General features: G+C 65.6%; 15 protein-coding genes and 1 pseudogene. 7 read left to right on the top strand and 9 right to left on the bottom strand.

All coding sequences use genetic code 11. The features are described 5' to 3' along the window. Positions 1-521 (top strand): TOBE domain-containing protein (locus tag GJ630_RS11310; protein WP_191449911.1); only part of this gene is annotated, 521 nt, incomplete at its 5' end. A 272-nt stretch (positions 522-793) separates the two neighbouring features. Here GJ630_RS11310 and GJ630_RS11305 read toward each other — a convergent pair. The 3 genes and pseudogenes from GJ630_RS11305 to arcS form a co-directional block, all read right to left on the bottom strand. Beyond that, the gene (locus GJ630_RS11305; RefSeq protein ID WP_191449910.1) at positions 794-1,870 is read right to left on the bottom strand and encodes an archaeosine biosynthesis radical SAM protein RaSEA; all 1,077 of its coding nucleotides are present in this window, start codon (positions 1,868-1,870) and stop codon (positions 794-796) included. A 38-nt stretch (positions 1,871-1,908) separates the two neighbouring features. Further along, positions 1,909-2,316, bottom strand: coding sequence for a VanZ family protein (locus GJ630_RS11300; RefSeq protein WP_191449909.1), 408 nt, complete (start codon positions 2,314-2,316; stop codon positions 1,909-1,911). Between the two features lie 80 nt (positions 2,317-2,396). Beyond that, positions 2,397-4,182 (bottom strand): annotated as a pseudogene (gene arcS / locus GJ630_RS11295) (archaeosine synthase subunit alpha). 372 nt (positions 4,183-4,554) lie between these two features. On the opposite strand from arcS, the gene GJ630_RS11290 reads away from it, so the two are divergent. Together GJ630_RS11290 and GJ630_RS11285 are read left to right on the top strand one after the other, a co-directional pair. After that, on the top strand, positions 4,555-5,700 hold the full coding sequence (locus GJ630_RS11290) for an alginate lyase family protein (RefSeq protein ID WP_197427646.1): 1,146 nt from the start codon (positions 4,555-4,557) through the stop codon (positions 5,698-5,700). A gap of 75 nt (positions 5,701-5,775) precedes the next feature. Further along, complete coding sequence (locus tag GJ630_RS11285; protein ID WP_014039482.1) at positions 5,776-6,651, top strand: NAD(P)-dependent oxidoreductase; 876 nt, start codon at positions 5,776-5,778, stop codon at positions 6,649-6,651. Positions 6,652-6,678: 27 nt separating this feature from the next. Here the strand turns inward: GJ630_RS11285 and tgtA are convergent, their stop codons facing one another. The 3 genes from tgtA to GJ630_RS11270 form a co-directional block, all read right to left on the bottom strand. Then, positions 6,679-8,151, bottom strand: a complete 1,473-nt coding sequence (gene tgtA, locus GJ630_RS11280; protein WP_191449908.1) for a tRNA guanosine(15) transglycosylase TgtA — start codon at positions 8,149-8,151, stop codon at positions 6,679-6,681. Positions 8,152-8,262: 111 nt separating this feature from the next. After that, positions 8,263-8,520: a hypothetical protein gene (locus GJ630_RS11275; RefSeq protein WP_014039480.1), complete on the bottom strand. Its 258-nt coding sequence runs from the start codon at positions 8,518-8,520 to the stop codon at positions 8,263-8,265. A gap of 44 nt (positions 8,521-8,564) precedes the next feature. Then, the gene (locus GJ630_RS11270; RefSeq protein ID WP_064287544.1) at positions 8,565-9,110 is read right to left on the bottom strand and encodes an NUDIX hydrolase; all 546 of its coding nucleotides are present in this window, start codon (positions 9,108-9,110) and stop codon (positions 8,565-8,567) included. A gap of 94 nt (positions 9,111-9,204) precedes the next feature. Here GJ630_RS11270 and GJ630_RS20345 point away from each other — a divergent pair, with 94 nt between their 5' ends. Then, entirely contained in the window at positions 9,205-9,330 is a 126-nt protein-coding gene (locus GJ630_RS20345; protein ID WP_255355512.1) for a hypothetical protein, read from the top strand. 15 nt (positions 9,331-9,345) lie between these two features. On the opposite strand, the gene GJ630_RS11265 is transcribed toward GJ630_RS20345, so the two are convergent. The 3 genes from GJ630_RS11265 to GJ630_RS11255 all read right to left on the bottom strand — a co-directional run bounded on the left by GJ630_RS11265 (position 9,346) and on the right by GJ630_RS11255 (position 13,319). Further along, complete coding sequence (locus GJ630_RS11265; protein WP_191449907.1) at positions 9,346-11,454, bottom strand: hypothetical protein; 2,109 nt, start codon at positions 11,452-11,454, stop codon at positions 9,346-9,348. Between the two features lie 128 nt (positions 11,455-11,582). Next, on the bottom strand, positions 11,583-12,179 hold the full coding sequence (gene trmY / locus GJ630_RS11260) for a tRNA (pseudouridine(54)-N(1))-methyltransferase TrmY (RefSeq protein WP_014039477.1): 597 nt from the start codon (positions 12,177-12,179) through the stop codon (positions 11,583-11,585). 90 nt (positions 12,180-12,269) lie between these two features. Continuing rightward, on the bottom strand, positions 12,270-13,319 hold the full coding sequence (locus tag GJ630_RS11255; RefSeq protein WP_191449906.1) for a Gfo/Idh/MocA family protein: 1,050 nt from the start codon (positions 13,317-13,319) through the stop codon (positions 12,270-12,272). A gap of 224 nt (positions 13,320-13,543) precedes the next feature. On the opposite strand from GJ630_RS11255, the gene GJ630_RS11250 reads away from it, so the two are divergent. From GJ630_RS11250 to GJ630_RS11240, 3 genes are all read left to right on the top strand, one after another. Beyond that, a complete protein-coding gene (locus GJ630_RS11250; RefSeq protein ID WP_165896242.1) occupies positions 13,544-14,008 on the top strand; it encodes a nucleoside deaminase in 465 nt (154 codons plus the stop codon). A 63-nt stretch (positions 14,009-14,071) separates the two neighbouring features. Next, complete coding sequence (locus tag GJ630_RS11245; RefSeq protein ID WP_121303808.1) at positions 14,072-14,488, top strand: cyclic nucleotide-binding/CBS domain-containing protein; 417 nt, start codon at positions 14,072-14,074, stop codon at positions 14,486-14,488. A gap of 132 nt (positions 14,489-14,620) precedes the next feature. Further along, positions 14,621-16,141: a hypothetical protein gene (locus tag GJ630_RS11240; protein ID WP_191449905.1), complete on the top strand. Its 1,521-nt coding sequence runs from the start codon at positions 14,621-14,623 to the stop codon at positions 16,139-16,141. Positions 16,142-16,270 lie beyond the last annotated feature (129 nt).

Below are 16,270 nucleotides of genomic sequence, written 5' to 3'. Positions count from 1 at the left end.
GCAGCGGTGGCGGCGGCAGCGAACTCACGGACACCGCCGAGCAACTGCTGGCCCGCTTTCAGCGCCTGCAAGCCGAGTTCGACGGCGTGGCGACGACAGCGGAGACGGTCCTCCGAGGGACCGTCGTGGACCGCGACGGCGAACTGGCGACCGTCGAGACGCCGCCGGGAACGGTCCGGGCCATCGTCGACACCGACGCCGAAGCCGGCGACACCGTAGAAGTCGGCATCCGCGCCGACACGGTGACGCTGAACGCACCACCCGCTGCGCCCGAACCGGCGGGAACGAGCGCGCGGAACCAGTTTGCGGGCACCGTCGAGCGTATCGACGAAGGTGACTCTATCGCGCTGGTCGCATTGGCAGTCGACCCGGACACGACGCTGTCGGCGGTGGTGACCGATACGAGCCTCGACAAACTCGACATCACCACGGGCGCGGAACTCGTCGCCTCGTTCAAGGCAACCGCGACCGTCGGCGTCATTCCCGCTATCGAACAGTCGGGGCCGGATGAGTCATCGTAAGCGAGTGAAACACGGTGACTTCGAAGGGGCGCCTCAGAGACCCCAGTTAGACGGCAGCAGCTCGGACTGGCAGGCACTACAGGCAACCATCCCATCGTCGTCGATACACTGTCGCCGTTCGCCACACAGGTCACATTCCGCGACCGTCCCGCGTGTATTGAAACTGCGCCTGTCCTGGTCACCGTTCGGGGTCATATCGAACAGTATTATGCGCGAAAGACGGATAAACGTTGGTCGGCAGGCCGTCACACGGGTTCTCCGGGTCGAAGGGCCTATCGAGCGAGCGGAAGCGAGTAACTCTTCTCACGTTCGATGACGGCGTCCCACGTCGCCTCGCACTCGCAACTCACCTGCTCGAACACCGACGGGTCCTGCCGGAGGTCGAAGTCTTTGATAGCGCGCTGGACCTTGTCGTCACACTCGCCGCAGTTGTGCGGGCCGCGGTCGCTGCCGTGGCCGACCGGGTCGGAGACGACGATGACATCCTCGTCTGCGGTCGACTCCAGCACGTCGGCGACCGACCAGAGCCACGGCGGTCGGTAGCCGCCGTCGTGGTACAGTTCCTCGACCATCGTGTAGCGCTGGACGTTACAGGGGTTCATCGACACAGTGTGACAGCCCTCGACGGCCGCACAGCGCCGTACGGACCGCTTCATGTCCTCGACGGCCTCGGCTTCCGAGAGGAACGGCGGTTTCATCAGCAGATACGCCTTGACGCCAGCGCCGGCCGCCTGCGCCGCCTCGGAGGCTTCCTCGAAGTCGGCGAAGTCGAAGTACTTGTTGACGCAGTCGTGGCGCACGCGGTCGGTTGCGGTCTCGAGGCCGACGGCTACGTCCGTCTCCAGGCCCACATCGACGAAGTCGCCGACTGTCTCCTCGTCGACGAAGTCCGGCAGCGACTCGACGACGATACGCTCGCGGTCCGCGAAGGTTTCGGCGATGGCCCGGCGCGTCTCCGCCGGCACCTCGCGCTCGTCGAGGAAGCTCCCGGAGGTGTAGATCTTGATGAGGCCGCTTTTGTCGTCGCTGTTCTCGCTCTCGTGGTCCAGACAGTGCTGGATCTGGGCCATGAGGTCCTCGTGGGCGACGCTGCCGCCCTCGACGCTTTCGGCGACGTAGCCACACATCGTACAGCCGCCGGCACGCGCCCACCGGCAGCCGCCGGTGTTCAGGATGATGGTCAGGCTCTGGTAGACGCCGTCCGGCGTGTTGTCCTCGTCGAGCCACACGCGGGTCGGCTCACAAGGGTCGTAGGTCGAGTCGTTGCGCGACCTGATGTCACGCATCACGGAGTTGTGGGCGTCCATGCCCTTGCCCTCCTCGTAGACTTCGGGACTGGGCTTGCTCATTGCGGCGAGGTAGCCGATGAGCGCGTAAAGCCGCTTCGTTACTGCCGGGATCGTGGGTCGGTTCGGTCCGAAAGTGCGCCGGAGCGGTGGGCCACGAGCCACGCCAGTCCGGCCAAAACGGCCCCGACAGCGTTGGCCACGAAGTCAGTACCGCTCACACCGCGTGACGGGACGAGCCCCTGTAGCAGTTCGACTCCCGCCCCGTAGCAGACGGAGACGGTCACGAGTGCCACAACTGTGGTCACATCGCGGGCCTGTCGACCCCACGCGAGCAGTGCCGCCAGTAGCCCGTAACTCGCCGCGTGAACCCACTTGTCCAGCCTAAAACCGAGGAGTGCTGGGACCTGCTCGCCCGCCCCTTCAGGAACCGGGAGAAGCGAGGTGACGAGTAATAACAGCGAAAACCCGACAGCGGGCAGGTAGCGGCGGAATCCCGACCAGTCCATACTGTCGGTACTCCCGTTCGGCAGATAAGTCGCGTGGTCAGGCGGCGCACAGTCTAATCCGGTGACCGGCAGAGACGGCCCTACTGCTCGTCGACGTGACGCATCTGGACGGCGATACCCCGCGTCGAGGACTGCATTTCCGGGCCGCTCATCTGGGCGCGACCGACGCCGAAGGCCGCGTCGCCCTGAATCACCACTCGTCACCGACGCGGATATCGTCGCTTGCGTCCGTGATTCCCGGTGCAAGCACCGAACCGTGGGGGACGAACGGCTCGATTTCGACCGTTTTGGTGTGAACGTCACTCTCGACCCAGCGGCGCGCCCCGGCGGTGGTCAGCGAGAGGACCCCGTACTGCTGGGCCAGCGCCGCCAGCTGTTCGCCGTCGGCGTCGTCGGCGCGCAGTTGCGGATACCGGCCCTGCGTCGACAGATCGTCGAACAGTTCGTCGCCCGCGCCTCGCCGAACTGGTAGTCCGCGACGGCGCGGATGGTGTTGTGTTCGCGCTCCCGCTTCGGATAGCGGTCCCAGCCTTCCAGTTCGGCAGCGAGGTTCCCCAGCGAATCCGCCGTGGTCGGGTGGTCGGTGACTGTGTAGGTGAACTCCCGGCCCAGCGAGTCGGCCACGCGCTCGCAGATGTCGCGGTAGCCTTCGCCGGGTACGTGGGCAATAATTTTCGGGTAGTCGGTGCCTTCTAAATACCGTTCAAGCACGCGGCTGACGAACTCGATTTCGGTGGCGGTCCAGTTGCCCGTCACCACGGAGTCGTAGTGCTGGGCGGGGTAGGTGAGTTCGAGTTCCTGGGGCACGACGCCGATGGGCGAGGTCATCGAGACGACGTGGGCGCGCCACTTGATCGCGTCGTGGTACTGCTTGTGGCTCTGGGAGTCGCTGTAGGGTTTGCGCGCGGAGCAGGGGACCAGCACAAGCGGGCGGTCGTCGAAGCGCGGCACGTAGCGGTCGGTGACGCGCTCGGCGAAGCGCTGGATTTCGACGCGGCGCAGCGAGTCGTCACTGGCTGCCGAGAGGTCGGCCCGCCGGATGAGCGGCGTGCGCTCCTCCAGGTAGCTGTACCGCTGGTCCAGTTGCCGGAACGTCGCGGTGAGCCAGTTGTCCTGTCTGGCCTGTCCCTCGACGTAGTCCCGAAGCCTACCGTCACGGATGCGGCGGCGGACGCGGCGGAGTTCCGCAGCGAGGGCGTTGACGTTGTGTTCGACGCAGTCCTCGCGGTCGAACTGCTCACGCGGTTTCTGGCAGGCTGGACAGGCACACGGGAGTTCGTCGAGGTCTTCGAGGAAATACGCCTCGTCGGTCGTGAGATACCGACCCTCAGTCCCGCGGACGACGGCGCGGTCGGGGTCCACGAGGTCCACGCCGGCGTAGACGAGCGTCGCGACGTTTCGCGGCGTGGCGACGCCAGGCAGGTAGAGCGCGGTGTCGGCGGGGATAGCCTCCCGGACGGTCGTGACGGCGTCGACGAACGCCGACGCGTGCCCGACGTAGCCGGGCGCGCCGGCGAGTACGTAGGCGTCACTGCCGTGGTCGGTCGCGGTATCGGGCGAGACGACGGCCGCGCTCGGGAACGACACGTCGGGATAGTCGACGGCGAAGGCCTCGGCGACTTCGTCCGGCGTGCCAGCGGGGAGTCCGCGGTGGGGCAGGACAGTGAGCAGCGAGTCGTCGCCATCGGGGGCGTCTTGCTCGGTGGGCCAGCGGCTTCCGGCGTCGTCGAGGACGTGCCGGCAGTCGCCCGGCGTTTCTGTGTCCACGTCGTCGACCAGCGCCGGCGTCGTCACGGAGTCGGCGAGGCGTAACTCACCCACTCGCGCGGCGCTGTCGCGCTCGTGGATCTCGAAGTAGTCGGTCATGCAATGGCGTCAGCCACGCGCGACCAACTATCTTGCCTTTGTACCAGCACCGGCCTCGGTGGCGACCGAAGGTACGTTCAAACGCTCCATACTTCGTCCCAGTCGACAGTTATGTAGCCATGATTATCGCGGACAGGTCGCTATCCGCTGATTAGCTGGGCCCTAACTAAATCTATAGGGGACGACTGACCGTTCGTGCAGCGACAGACACGACGAGACGTGTTGCTCGCCCTCTCGGGGACAGCCGTAGCGCTGGCGGGCTGTTCGACCGGCCTCTCCTCAGGGGACTCGGACGCGAGGGCCGCGTCACACGAGACGGAGCCGACACCGACGGAACAGGTCGCCGAGTCAACAGTGGAAAGCGGGCCCGCAATGTTCGTCCATCTCGATACACTGGATGCGATACAGTCCCGTATCGAGAACGGAGACAGCCCGTGGACAGGGGCCCACGAAGCCTTCATGGACGATGTCCGCGACGCGATGGCAGCGGATCCCGAGAGCGTCACGGACAACGGCGACGGCCACGAGTTCAAAACGAAAGGCCCCGAGGACCCCGGAGCGCGCAAGGACTACGTTGCCGCCATCAGGACAGGGGACAGAATACGGGACCTGGGCCTCGCCTACCAGTACACCGGTGCGGATCAATACGCCGAGAAAGCCGTCGAACTGCTGGACCACTGGTTCCTGAGCTCGGAGACCTATATGGCCCCTGTGAAAACGAACAGCATCGAGCAGTTCATTACGCTCCCGAAAATGTGGTGGGGCGCGGAACTCGTTCGCGGCCACGAGGCGTGGACCGACGACGGCGTCGGCACGGAGGCCGACCTGCAGGAGTGGGTCCGAACGTTCCTAGACGATGTCGGTCATAACATTCCGACCGAGATGGGGCAACAGAACATCTTCAACTGGCAGGAGATGACCCACGCCGCCGGGTCAGTGTATCTCCGGGATTGGGATCGCTTCCGTGATGCCATCCAACGGAACCGCGAGACCGGCTTCAACCAACTCCGCGAGGACGGCCTGCTGGAAAACGAGATTATTCGTGCGTCGAGTCTGGCGTACTCGCTGTACGCGGCGAAGGCACTGGTCACCGCCGCGGAACTCAGCCGACTCTACGCCGACAAACTCAGCGGCCCCACACTGTACGAGTACCAGAAGTTCGACGGTGACAGGGGTGCCATCGAACGTATTCTTGACGCCCACGCACCGTACGTGGCTGACCCGGAGGCCTGGGAAGCGATGGGCGAGGGAGCCCCTGATCGGTTCGTCAACAACGACGGCTTCCCCGCCAGAAAGCAGGAGGCTGCGTCCTCGCTGTACGAGGTGGCCTACTCGTACTACGAGAAAGACACCTATCTGGAAACGCTCAAACAGAGCGGCCAGCCGGTGAAGAACGTCCCGACGTACGTCTCGGCCCAGCAGGCGGCAATCGATAACCCCGACCGACCGCATCGCGACGAGCGCATCCTCGGCTGGACGACGTTCACGCACGGTGAGCGGTTCCGGCTTGACCTGTAGCGAGTCAATCGGACACCAGTCCCGGAAACGCAACCACACCACCACGCTTTGGATGCCAGCAGCCACAGTGCAGGTATGGATGTTGTCGTAACCGGCGGCCGTGGGAGTTCCGGGCGCTGGATCGTCGACCGCCTCGCCGGACCGCATGACGTGACAGTGCTCGACCGCCGCCTCCCCGACGATGGGGGGCATCCGGCCGTCGGGTACCGAGCGCTTGACCTGACGGACGCCGGGGGCGTGTTCGACGCGCTCACCGCCATCGACCCGGATGCAGTGGTCCACTGGGCGGCGATTCCGGTCGCCGGGAACCACCCGGGGGTAGACCTGTTCCGGAACAACACGCTGGCGGCACACAACGTGCTCTCGGCGGCCGGCCGCGTCGGCGCTGACGTGGTGCAGGGCTCCTCGGATGGCGCGTACGGCTTCTTTTTCGCCGAAGAGACACCGGTTCCTGACGAACTCCCGATTACGGAACAGCACGCGCTTAGGCCGGAGGACGACTACGGGCTCTCGAAGGTCGTCACCGAGGAAATCGGGAAGACAATCGCCCGCCGGGACGGCATCGCTGTGGCGTCGATTCGCCCCTCCTGGATACAGATTCCCGGAGAGTACCCCTGTCGGGACGAGGGGTACGTCAACGACCTCGCGGCCGGCGCAGGCAACTACTGGTCCTACGTGGACGTGCGAGACGTGGTCGACCTCGTTGAGGCCGCGCTCGCGGGCGAGGTTTCGGGCCACGAGGCGTTCAACTGCGTCGGCCCCGACAACGCGCTGGGCCGGCCGCTGGTCGAACTCATGCGCGAGCAGTACGGTACTGTCCCGGACGATTGCACGGTCGAAGGAGACGCTGCGGCGTATTCGACGGCCAAGGCCACGGAACTGCTGGGCTGGGAGCCGACCCGTTCCTGGCGCGAGGCGGCCGACGAGAACGTGGCCGTGCCGACAGTCTGACCGGCAGCGGCCGAGACAACTGCGCCGTCAGTCGCGGGCGTGCAAGTCGCGCAGGCGGACGCCGTCGGGAACACGGTCGAGCGCCGTCGCCGGCCAGTCGTCGTGGACCAGCGTGAAGGACACGTCGGGATGGAGTTCGACCAGCCGCCGAACACCGTCTGCTGCGGCCTCGTAGGCCGCCCGGTCGGTCCGGTCCGGCGTTTCCGCGGTCAGCGGATAGGTGTCAGCGAGTTCGCGCGGGTACGGACCGAACGGGGGCAGGACGCCCCAGCTCTCGTCATACTGTGCACTGGAACTGCCTTCCGTCAGCAGCACTTCCTCGCCCTCGACCGGGAGGCGCTCCAGTCGGTCCTGATGGCGTCGGACCTCGGGCCGGCGGGCGCTTTCAGTCGAGGTGTAGAAGAACGCGTCCTTCGAGACCGGGTCGGTGCGTTCGAGTTGCTCTGAGTGGTCGAGCAAGGCGCGGTAGCCGTCGAGCATCTCCGGATGACCACGGGCGCGGCTGTCGACCAGTTCCATGAGATTGCCCGAGCGGATCGCCTGCTTGACCGTCCGGATTTCGCCGTAGGTGACATGCAGGTTGTGTCTGGCGAGCAGCTCCTCGCGCTGGTCGGCGTCCATCGCGTCGAGTTCTGCCGGCGTGTGGTCGGTACAGACTGGGCAGTGACACGGGAAGTATGTCAGTTCGGACAGCAGTTCTGTCCCCTGAACCGTGAGATAGCGGTCGTCGCGAGCGTACAGCGCATACGCCGCCGAGTCGAACAGGTCACAGCCCAGCGCCGCTGCCATCGCAAACATCATCGGGTGGCCCGCACCGAACAGGTGGACCGGGCCGACCTCCCCCAGCCCGCGCTTGCAGGCCGCGACGACGTCGGCGAGGTCGGCATAGCGGTATTCGTTCATCAACGGGACGACGGCCCCCAGCGGAAACACGTCCAGTCCGGTTGAGACAGCGTCTGCGGCGGCCCGCTCTCGTAGGTCCGGGTACGTCGCACCCTGAACCGGTGCGCTGACGAGCATCTCGCCGGTGTCGACGGTGGCAGCGTGTTCGAGCCGCTTCTGGGTCGTGTTGAGTTCCTCGGTCGCCCGCTCGCGGTCCACGTCCGGCGGCGTCGGGATGTCCACCGGCGTCCCGATGTCAGAGCCAATTTCGTGCTGGAACTCCAGAATCTCCTCGGTAGTCACGTCGATGTCGCCGTATTCGGCGAGCTGGAAGGACCCCGAGTCGGTCATGATAGCTCCGTCGAACCCGAGCAGGTCGTGGAGGCCCTGCTCCAGCACCGGCTCACGGAGATCGTCAGAGCCATGCAGGATGTAGCTGTTCGTGATGAGTATCTCCGCGCCGAACTCCGACGCCAGCGTCGCCGGCGCGACCGTCTGGACGTGCGGATTGACCACCGGCAGGATGGTCGGTGTCTCGACGGTGACGCCGGCCCGTGGCACCGTTAGCTCGCCCAGCCGGCCCGCGGCGTCGTACTGGCGGACCTCGAAATTCGTCATTACACGTCGTCGTCGGTCAGCGCGCCTAAGGGTTGTGTTCCCCCGTGAGCGCAACCGTTCGAAATCGGGGGCAGCAGTGGACAGAGCGACGCGCCGGCCGGCACAGCGCCGCTATTCGTCGGGTCGGTCCGCCCCGCCGGGAACCAGTTTCCGTTCGGGTCGGTGGACGGTCCCGGAGTCCTCGTCGGCGACGTACGCCTGTGACGTCCGGAACATATCGACCACCTCGTCACGGGACCCGTAGGCGTCCTCGACAAGCCGTTCGAGCAACTCCGCCCGCGAAATCGGGTGGCCGGTCTGACGGCGGACAGCCGCGCGCAGTTTGTCCAGCCGGCGTTCCGTCTGTTTGTCGAGTTCGATCGATGCCATATGTTAGATGGTACCACCCCTCAGGTTTTCAAACTGTCGTCAGTTCAGCGCTCGAACAGGGCATAGTACATGATACCGACGGCAGACCGACTGTCACGGAGCGTCCCGTCGCGCACCGACTGGACTAGCGAGTCGAAATCAGCAGTGTCGACCCGGATCGATTCGTTGTGGTCGAGGTCCTGGTCGGCCGTGGCCGCACACCCGCGTGCGACGTAGTAGTGGAATACGTAATCGGTGTTGCCGTTGGCCGGTTCGCCCGTGTAGAGATGGTCGAGCGTGTCGGCCTCGTAGCCCGTCTCCTCGCGGAGTTCGCGGGCGGCGGCGACGGTCGGGTCGTCGTCTCCGTCCTCCATCGTCCCGGCCGGCAGGCCGCGGTTGACCCGTCGAACCGGCTGTCGCCACTCCTCAATGACGACCACGTCGCCGTCGGCGGTAAACGGGAGCACGATGACGCTCTCGCCGTGTTGCACGTAGTCGAACTCCTCCTCGGTTCCGTCGGGCAGGCGCACGTCCTCGCGGACGACATCGAATCCCGGACAGGCGTAGGCGGTTTCGGCACCGAGCGTTTCCCAGGTGAGTTCCTCGTCCATATCGGCAGTGTGGCCCCCACTGGCAAAACCGGCACGGGTCCACGAATATACAGGCACCAGACGGATACGACGTGGTGTGCTATGTGTAGTTGGAATGAGAATATCGACGTTCGGCCTCCTGCTCGGTGTCGTGTTGTTCGTCCTCCCGGTCCCCGGAACGTTCATCGCCGGGGGACTGGTGCTCGTCGCCGGCGCGCTAGCCCGCTGGGGCGGGCTCTGAGCGCAGGGGAAGAACTTACAGTTTGTCGGCGGCCTGCGCCTGCTCGGTCCGCCGCTCGGCCTGATCGAGGCGCTTCCGGGCCGCGTTCGATAGTGGGTCCGAAAGGTCGTCGTTGGCGTCCTCGATTCTGGTCGCGACGCGCTGGAGTCGGTCGGCGACGGCCTGGAGTTGTTTGTCAGCGTTCCCGCGGTCACCGGCCTCGGCGCGTTCCGTCGCCCGCTTGGCGGCCTCGACGACAGCGGCGAGTGCCCGTTCGAGGCCCTGGATAGCGTTCTCGGAGCCACCGCTGCCGCTGTTTCCGTTCTCTGTCCCGTCATCGTCGTCATCATCGTCGTCCACCTGGTCGGCGACCACCTGCCGCGTCTCCTCGGCAATATCGGCGAGGAACGACGCCAGCGACGCCTTTCCAGTTCGGGGTTCGTCGATTGTTGCGGCAGTCTCGGCTTCGGGGTCCGGGTTGACGCGGAACGCACCGATCTCGTCGTCGCTATCCCGGACTTCCGTCGTGTACGCGCCGCCGCCGTGGACGTAGACGGCATCGGGCTCCGAGAGCGGGGCGTCGTACAGCCGGCCCGCGAAGTCGTCCTCGACGGCCAAGTCGGTGAGGTCGCTGTCGGCTCCCGACGGATCGACTTCGAGGCGGGTCGCGTTCTCCCGGGCGACCAGGGGGAGTTCTCCATCGACTCCGGCTCGCGTCGGCCCGTCAGCCGACTCCGAGTCGTGGACCGACACCGTCTCGCTGTGTGGCGCGACGCCGGCCCCGTTGACGGTGAACCGGTGGTCGCCTTCGGGCACGTCCTGGACCACGGCCAGTCCAGAAAAGGTCGGGACGGCCTCGGGGTCGCTCTCTAGCAGGGCGACGGACTCGACGGCAGTGTCCTCGGTCGTCAGTCCCTCGTCTTCCGGTGCGTCGTCGTTCGAGACGGCTTCCGAGAGGCTGGCAACGACGGTCCGTATCTCCGCCGGTGCCCCGATGGCGTCGTATCGTTCAGCCAGCGCCGCCCGGTGGTTGGGCTCGGAGATGTCCGCGGCGGGGTTCTCGTATCGCGGCTGGTTCCAGGGTGCGCCCGTCGTCGTGATGTGGCCCGAGACGACGTCCTCGGCGAACTGGGGGACGGCGAACTCGAAGCTCAACTGCGGGCCGGTGAAATCGGCGATGTGCTCCAGTTCGCTGCTCGGCACGAGATCGTACTCGATGTCCGGGTCGGCCTCGCCGCGGTCAGTGTGCTGGAAGACGAGCCCCGTCTCCCGCGTCGGCAGGTCCGTCGGTGGTTGGGTGAGACTGTCGAACGAACGGATCGTGAGCGACTCCGAAATGAGGTCCTCGCGGCTGACCGACGGGAGCCGCTCGTGTTCGTACAGCGGCGCGCCCTCGTACTCCGGAACGAGGTAGGGGAGCCGGGACCCCTCGTCGCGCGGGAGCCCGTAAGCGACGGGGATCTCCGCGAGGTCTTCGATGGTTTCGACGGCGCTGTTCGTGATGTCCGCGAACCGGTCGCCCTCCGGCAGCCGGGTGAACCGGTCGCGAGCGTCGTTGACCGACAGCGCGCTAGAGTGTGACCCCAGTTCCGAGAGGATGCGTGGGACCATCTCCGGGTCGGGGTCGAGGAACTCGTTGTTGGGTACCTTCCGGGAGTGCGAGCTGGCGACGTACAGTTGCGGGTCGCCCGTCCCCGTGTCGACGAACACATGCAGGACCTCCCAGTCGTGCCAGTGGAAGTTCGTCGTGAACTGGTCGAACGCCGAGTAGAACCAGAACTGGACGACGGCGAGCGACGAGTTCTCGTACTCGACAACGTTGTAGAACGCCGTCGGGTCCGGCGGCTCCCCGTCGGTCATCCGCTCGTGATACCCGTCGAAGGCGTCGAACCCGTCGACGACGGTTTCCCCGTCCTGTTCGCTGGTGTACGGACGCGGGTCCGTCGGGAACCACGGCTCCGCCTGATCGAAGTACAGCGTCGGCGCGAACCGGCGCGCGAGTTCTTCGGCCCGTTCGCCCTCGACTGTCGAGGCCGCGTCGTCGCTCCCGCCTTCGAACGCCGAACAGCCGGCGACGGACGCGAGGCCGGCTCCGGCGACCGTCTGCAGAACCGCACGGCGGGACAGCGCGCCCCGGTCAGTCATCGATCCCTCGTCGCTTCCATACGTCGTCCGACAGCGCGACCCGTCGCTGTCTCCGAGCCCAATGATCCCATACACTATTCAGCGAACCGCGGAGGAAAACCCTTCTGGCAGTCACCCAGTGTGCCCCGTCAGTACTGCTCGAACCCGTCCGTATCGAGGTAGTTGTGCGCGACCGTGATCGAGTGGTCAGCGTGGAGGGCCTTCGGCCCGAGCGAGACGCGCTCGTCCGCGCGGTCGGCCAGCAGCGTCGCTTCCTCGTCCCGGAAGTCGTGATGGTCCGAGAGGACGAACACCGGGTCCGACGGCGGTGCAACGTCGACGATGGGGTCGCCGTCCTCGTGCAACTGGACGACGGTTCCGCGGCTCGCCGCGTCGTCGAGCGTCCCCTCGAACCCCCGTCGCGTGAGCGACACGCCCGGCGAGGTTTCGACTGGGATGTGGCCGATAGCTTCCTCACGCTCTTCCAGCGCCTTGCGGATCAGCGCCGCCGTGGACCGTTCGTCCGGGTTCAGTCGGCGGAGGTCGCTCCCCTCGAACGTGACGGTGTACTCGTCCGCCAGGATCAGGTGGACCCGCACGTCTTCCCGGATGGCATGGCTCAAAAAGAACGCGCTGGTGACACACCGACAGAGCACGTCGAGCCGGCCGGCAGCGCCGGCCAGATCGTCGAGCGAGAACTCCGGCGTCGTCGGGGCGTCGTGACCGATGATGACGAACTGACGCATACCGGTTCGAGGCTGGTCGGCGACTTACGTGCATCGACAGCCGAACGACACGCGGCCAGATCCGGACAATGAACCACCCGGACGCAGGACTCACAGTTCGGCAACCGAGGTGAACAGCCGGTTGGCCCAGTCGGCCTCCGCTCGCGGCGTCGGCCCCTCACCGCCGTGTTCGATTGCCCGTGCTTCGCGACGGACGACCGGCGTATGTGTGTCGTGGGTCGAGTACGACGACGAGAGCCACGTCTTGACTGTCTCACGGACTGCGCTGGCGGTCGTACGGGCCGCGTTTCGCAGGTCGGTGAGCGCCCCGGTAAGCATCGGCAGGTCGTACGGCGAGTTGGGGCCGTAGCCGTGGCGGTGGTACTGGAGCGATTGTGTCCCGATGTCGACGGTGAGGTGTCCGCACTCCGCGGTAAAAACGACGCGACGGCGGTCAGGCACGTTCGAGTGGTGCTGTATTGTACAGGTGACATCCTCGGCCGTCACGAACGAGACGGCGATGCCATCGAACGCAACCCCGTCTGCGGCCGTGTTACACTGTTGGATGGCGACCGAGGCGTCGTCCGCGGGATTGCCCGCCGCGCGCAGCCCCACGTATATCGGATGAACGATGCCCTCGCCGAACTCGCCGCCGGGGAGGTCGAGCACCCAGTCCCCGCGGCCCGGAACCGTCGGGTCGATGTCCTCCGCCCAGTGAACGGCGACGCTGTGGAGCCGCCCGAGGTCGCCACGCTTGATACGCTGAAGTGCGGTCTGTAGCGGCCGGTAGTACACCTGGTTGTGGACGACTGTCGCCCGAACGCCAGCCCGGTCTGCAGCAGCGGTAAGCCGTTCGAACTCCGCTCTGGTGGCGACGAAGGGTTTCTCGACCAGCACGTGGACCGACGCGTCGATACAGGCCATCGCGAGGTCGAAGTGGGTCTGCAGCGGCGTACAGACGTGGACCCAGTCGACCGCTTCGGACGCCACCAGCCGCTGCAGGTCGGTGTACCCAGACACGTCCCATGCGGCAGCGACGCGCTCGGCTCGCTGTGAATCGATATCGGCGACCGCAGTCAGGACTGCACCGGGAGTCGTCTCGATTGCGGCCTTATGCCAGTGTGCGACATCGCCCAAGCCGACGATTGCGGTCCGCAGCATAGTTCGTGTTTGTGAGCCGACAGGCATACGCTCTGGCATGTGCCAACGCGGGACAGATGTGGCCCTGAGCGACCAGCGTGTCGCAGACTGAACCGTCGCGTGGTCGAGTGTGGGAAACGCGGTGTCGGCAGTGTTGGGAACGGTCTGACCGCCGTCAGTTCGCGGTCACGACCCTAAGCTCTCCCCCGCCGTGCCTACTTCCGACTGCGGGTCAAAGCGATGGTATGCCTATGTCAGAGTTCGACGAATTCGACCACGAAACGCACATGCAACGCGCCTTCGAGCTGGCCCGGACCGCTGTCGACCGCGGCGACCGGCCCTTCGGGTCGGTACTCGTTCGTGACAACGAGGTTGTGATGGAGGCATCGAACCGCGTCCTCACTGAATCGGACGTGCGCCGCCATCCGGAACTCCAGCTGGCGCACCGAGCAATGCAGGAGTTTGACCCGGACGAGCGGGCAGAGACAGTGATGTACACGAGCACCGAGCCGTGCCCGATGTGTGCCGGCGGGCTCCGGTACGCCGGCCTCGGCCGAGTCGTGTACAGCGTCGGCAGCGACGAGATGGGTGAGTTCAGCGGCCACGAGGAGTCCGTCCGCTCTGGTGAAATCCTCGCCGGCATCACCGACGTCGCCGGGCCGATATGTCACGAGGAGGGACTGGCGATTCACGAAGACTTTGACTGGTAAGGCCACGTCAGCACCGGTTGCGGGAGTCAAATGACTTATTATGTGTGTTTGCTAACTAGTGCTATGAATTCACTTGACACACCGGTCGAGCAGGTGATGACCAAGCCAGTGAAGACCGTCGACCGGGAGCTTGCCGTCCGCGACGTTTCGAAGCTCCTTGCGTCCGAAGCGGTCGGGTCTGTTATCGTCGAAACCGAGTATGGACGAGGTATACTCACGAAAACGGACATTATCGCCGGCCTCCGCGATGGGATGGACCCAGATACGACGCCAGTTGGTGATCTGATGACGACGCCGGTCAAGACGATTGACCCCGGTGCCCCGCTAGAGGAAGCCATCGATACGATGGTCGAGCACAGCATCAAGCGACTCGTAGTCGACGGACAGGCCGACGGCGTCGGTATTCTCACGACGACAGACGTGATGCAGGAACTGTCGCCCGACCTAGACCGTGTCGTTGAGATGTTCGCGGAAGGGTGACAGCCCGAATCCGAAAAGTCGGGGCTATAGAGACGCAGTCAGGCGGCTCCATCTCAAATTGAGTTCCAAGAACGCTACAAACCCCGTCTGAGCGTCCAGAAAGGGTTTACCGGGAGCGACGAATCGCTGCCCATGCGCAGACGTGCCCTCCTCGCGTCAGTCCCAGGTGCGCTGGCCGGGCTCGCCGGCTGTTCGTTCGGGACCCTCGGCTCAGACGAGACCGCAGACGTAACGCCCGCACCACGCCCGACACAGTCACCAACCGACGCGAACGACAGCGGGACAGAGACGCCGACAGATAGCGGAGACCCGCCCCGACCCGAGAATCCGACGACCGTCATCGAACTGGAAACCGGGCCGCGAACCTATGCCCTCAGTTCGCCAGGGCTCCACACCGCCGACAGGGCGCGAGTCGGGCTCTGGTTCGACCAGACGGCGACCGACGACCATCCGGCCACGCTTCGGGGCTGGCTCCAGAACAGCAACGAGTTCGAGAACACGTTCAGGGTCAAGTGGATTCCAGGAGTCGGACAGACACACAGCCGCCAACCCAGCGGCTACGACCACGAAGCGCGCCTCCATCTCGCACCCACGGACAACAACGACCTCGCCGACGAAGTGCCCTCACTCGGCCGAACAGACGAGGGATACTGGCGCGTCGACGACGTCGGCCCGTGGATGCCAGAGACGTACCGGCTAAATCCCGGTGAACGGGTCAAGCTGGAGTACGCCCTCGTCGGCGAACCGGGCCAGTCCGGGCGGCCGACCGGCACCTACGAGTTCCGCGGTCAGGCCGGGTCCCTCTCGGTCTCCGTCTGGGACACGCGAAGTCCCGGTCCGGAAACCGATTCCCGGTTCGCCGGCCGCTCGCTTCCGGTGCTTCCCGGCGACGGCGACGTCCAGTGGTTCCACGACGCCGACAGGACGACCCCAGCCTTTGTTCGGCCCAGTACCGAGCGCGCAAAGCTTGATACGCAAGTCGGCTTCGAGATGGTCAACAACAGCCACGAGCGACTGCAATGCGGCCACTGGGACCTCTACAAGCTCGTCGACGGCGAGTGGTTTCACGTCGCACCAGCAGCCCACACCGCCGACTGTCGGCTCCTAAAACCGGGCAGTCAGGAGCAGTGGGGCCTCCGGGCGTTTAACGGACCAGCTGTCGGTTGTGGTACCGGCGACTGCCATTGTGATGGTCTCACACAGGGCTATCTCGGCGGCGGCGAGTACGCCATCGTTGCTGGCTACGGCCACGCGACGAACGAGAGTGCTGCTCTGGTTGCGCTAGTCGGTGACCGTGCTGCAGTGACCCCGACTGACGGCGTGCCGACGGCGCGCGACGGCGATACCGTTAGGGTGACGACCGACCGCCACGGCGACGGCGAACGGCCGGCCGACGCGACGTTCACGCTGACTCGCACTGACAACGCGAGCGAGCGGGTCATTGCCGAACAGGTGATGGCACACGGTCGGTTCGCTATGTCCGACGGCGGGCTTCGCAACGCCATCCCGTTCCTGACCGACGATGTGAGCCGCGTCGTCGTCGAAACCGACGAGCATGCTGTGGACGGCGTACTCGGGTACGATACAAGTCGTCGGCGGTTCCGGTTCCGCGGGCAGGCGTACGAAGTCACCCGGGGCCAGAGCGGTGGGTGACAGTCGATGCGGAGAGACGGTTCTGTTGCTCCTCAGTAGGAAGTCGAAAAATGGGGCCGGCGCGAATGTCGAACACGGGAAGACGGTCGCTCATTTCGTTCGCGCTGCGACTTCCCTGCTCGAATTCTC

Origin of the sequence: Haloarcula sp. CBA1122 (assembly GCF_009741785.1) — an archaeon.
Classification (GTDB): Archaea; Halobacteriota; Halobacteria; order Halobacteriales; family Haloarculaceae; genus Haloarcula; species Haloarcula hispanica.
The sequence above is the reverse complement of the archived record's forward strand: the minus strand, read 5'-3'. Positions and strand labels throughout refer to the sequence as shown.

Coding starts and splice junctions, on each gene's coding strand:
- GJ630_RS11290 (WP_197427646.1), top strand. CDS start 4,555: ATGTTCGTCCATCTCGATACACTGGATGCGATACAGTCCCGTATCGAG.
- GJ630_RS11275 (WP_014039480.1), bottom strand. CDS start 8,520: ATGGCATCGATCGAACTCGACAAACAGACGGAACGCCGGCTGGACAAA.
- GJ630_RS11305 (WP_191449910.1), bottom strand. CDS start 1,870: ATGAGCAAGCCCAGTCCCGAAGTCTACGAGGAGGGCAAGGGCATGGAC.
- GJ630_RS11300 (WP_191449909.1), bottom strand. CDS start 2,316: ATGGACTGGTCGGGATTCCGCCGCTACCTGCCCGCTGTCGGGTTTTCG.
- tgtA (WP_191449908.1), bottom strand. CDS start 8,151: ATGACGAATTTCGAGGTCCGCCAGTACGACGCCGCGGGCCGGCTGGGC.
- GJ630_RS11265 (WP_191449907.1), bottom strand. CDS start 11,454: ATGACTGACCGGGGCGCGCTGTCCCGCCGTGCGGTTCTGCAGACGGTC.
- GJ630_RS11255 (WP_191449906.1), bottom strand. CDS start 13,319: ATGCTGCGGACCGCAATCGTCGGCTTGGGCGATGTCGCACACTGGCAT.
- GJ630_RS20345 (WP_255355512.1), top strand. CDS start 9,205: ATGAGAATATCGACGTTCGGCCTCCTGCTCGGTGTCGTGTTGTTCGTC.
- GJ630_RS11285 (WP_014039482.1), top strand. CDS start 5,776: ATGGATGTTGTCGTAACCGGCGGCCGTGGGAGTTCCGGGCGCTGGATC.
- GJ630_RS11270 (WP_064287544.1), bottom strand. CDS start 9,110: ATGGACGAGGAACTCACCTGGGAAACGCTCGGTGCCGAAACCGCCTAC.
- GJ630_RS11250 (WP_165896242.1), top strand. CDS start 13,544: ATGCCTATGTCAGAGTTCGACGAATTCGACCACGAAACGCACATGCAA.
- trmY (WP_014039477.1), bottom strand. CDS start 12,179: ATGCGTCAGTTCGTCATCATCGGTCACGACGCCCCGACGACGCCGGAG.
- GJ630_RS11240 (WP_191449905.1), top strand. CDS start 14,621: ATGCGCAGACGTGCCCTCCTCGCGTCAGTCCCAGGTGCGCTGGCCGGG.
- GJ630_RS11245 (WP_121303808.1), top strand. CDS start 14,072: ATGAATTCACTTGACACACCGGTCGAGCAGGTGATGACCAAGCCAGTG.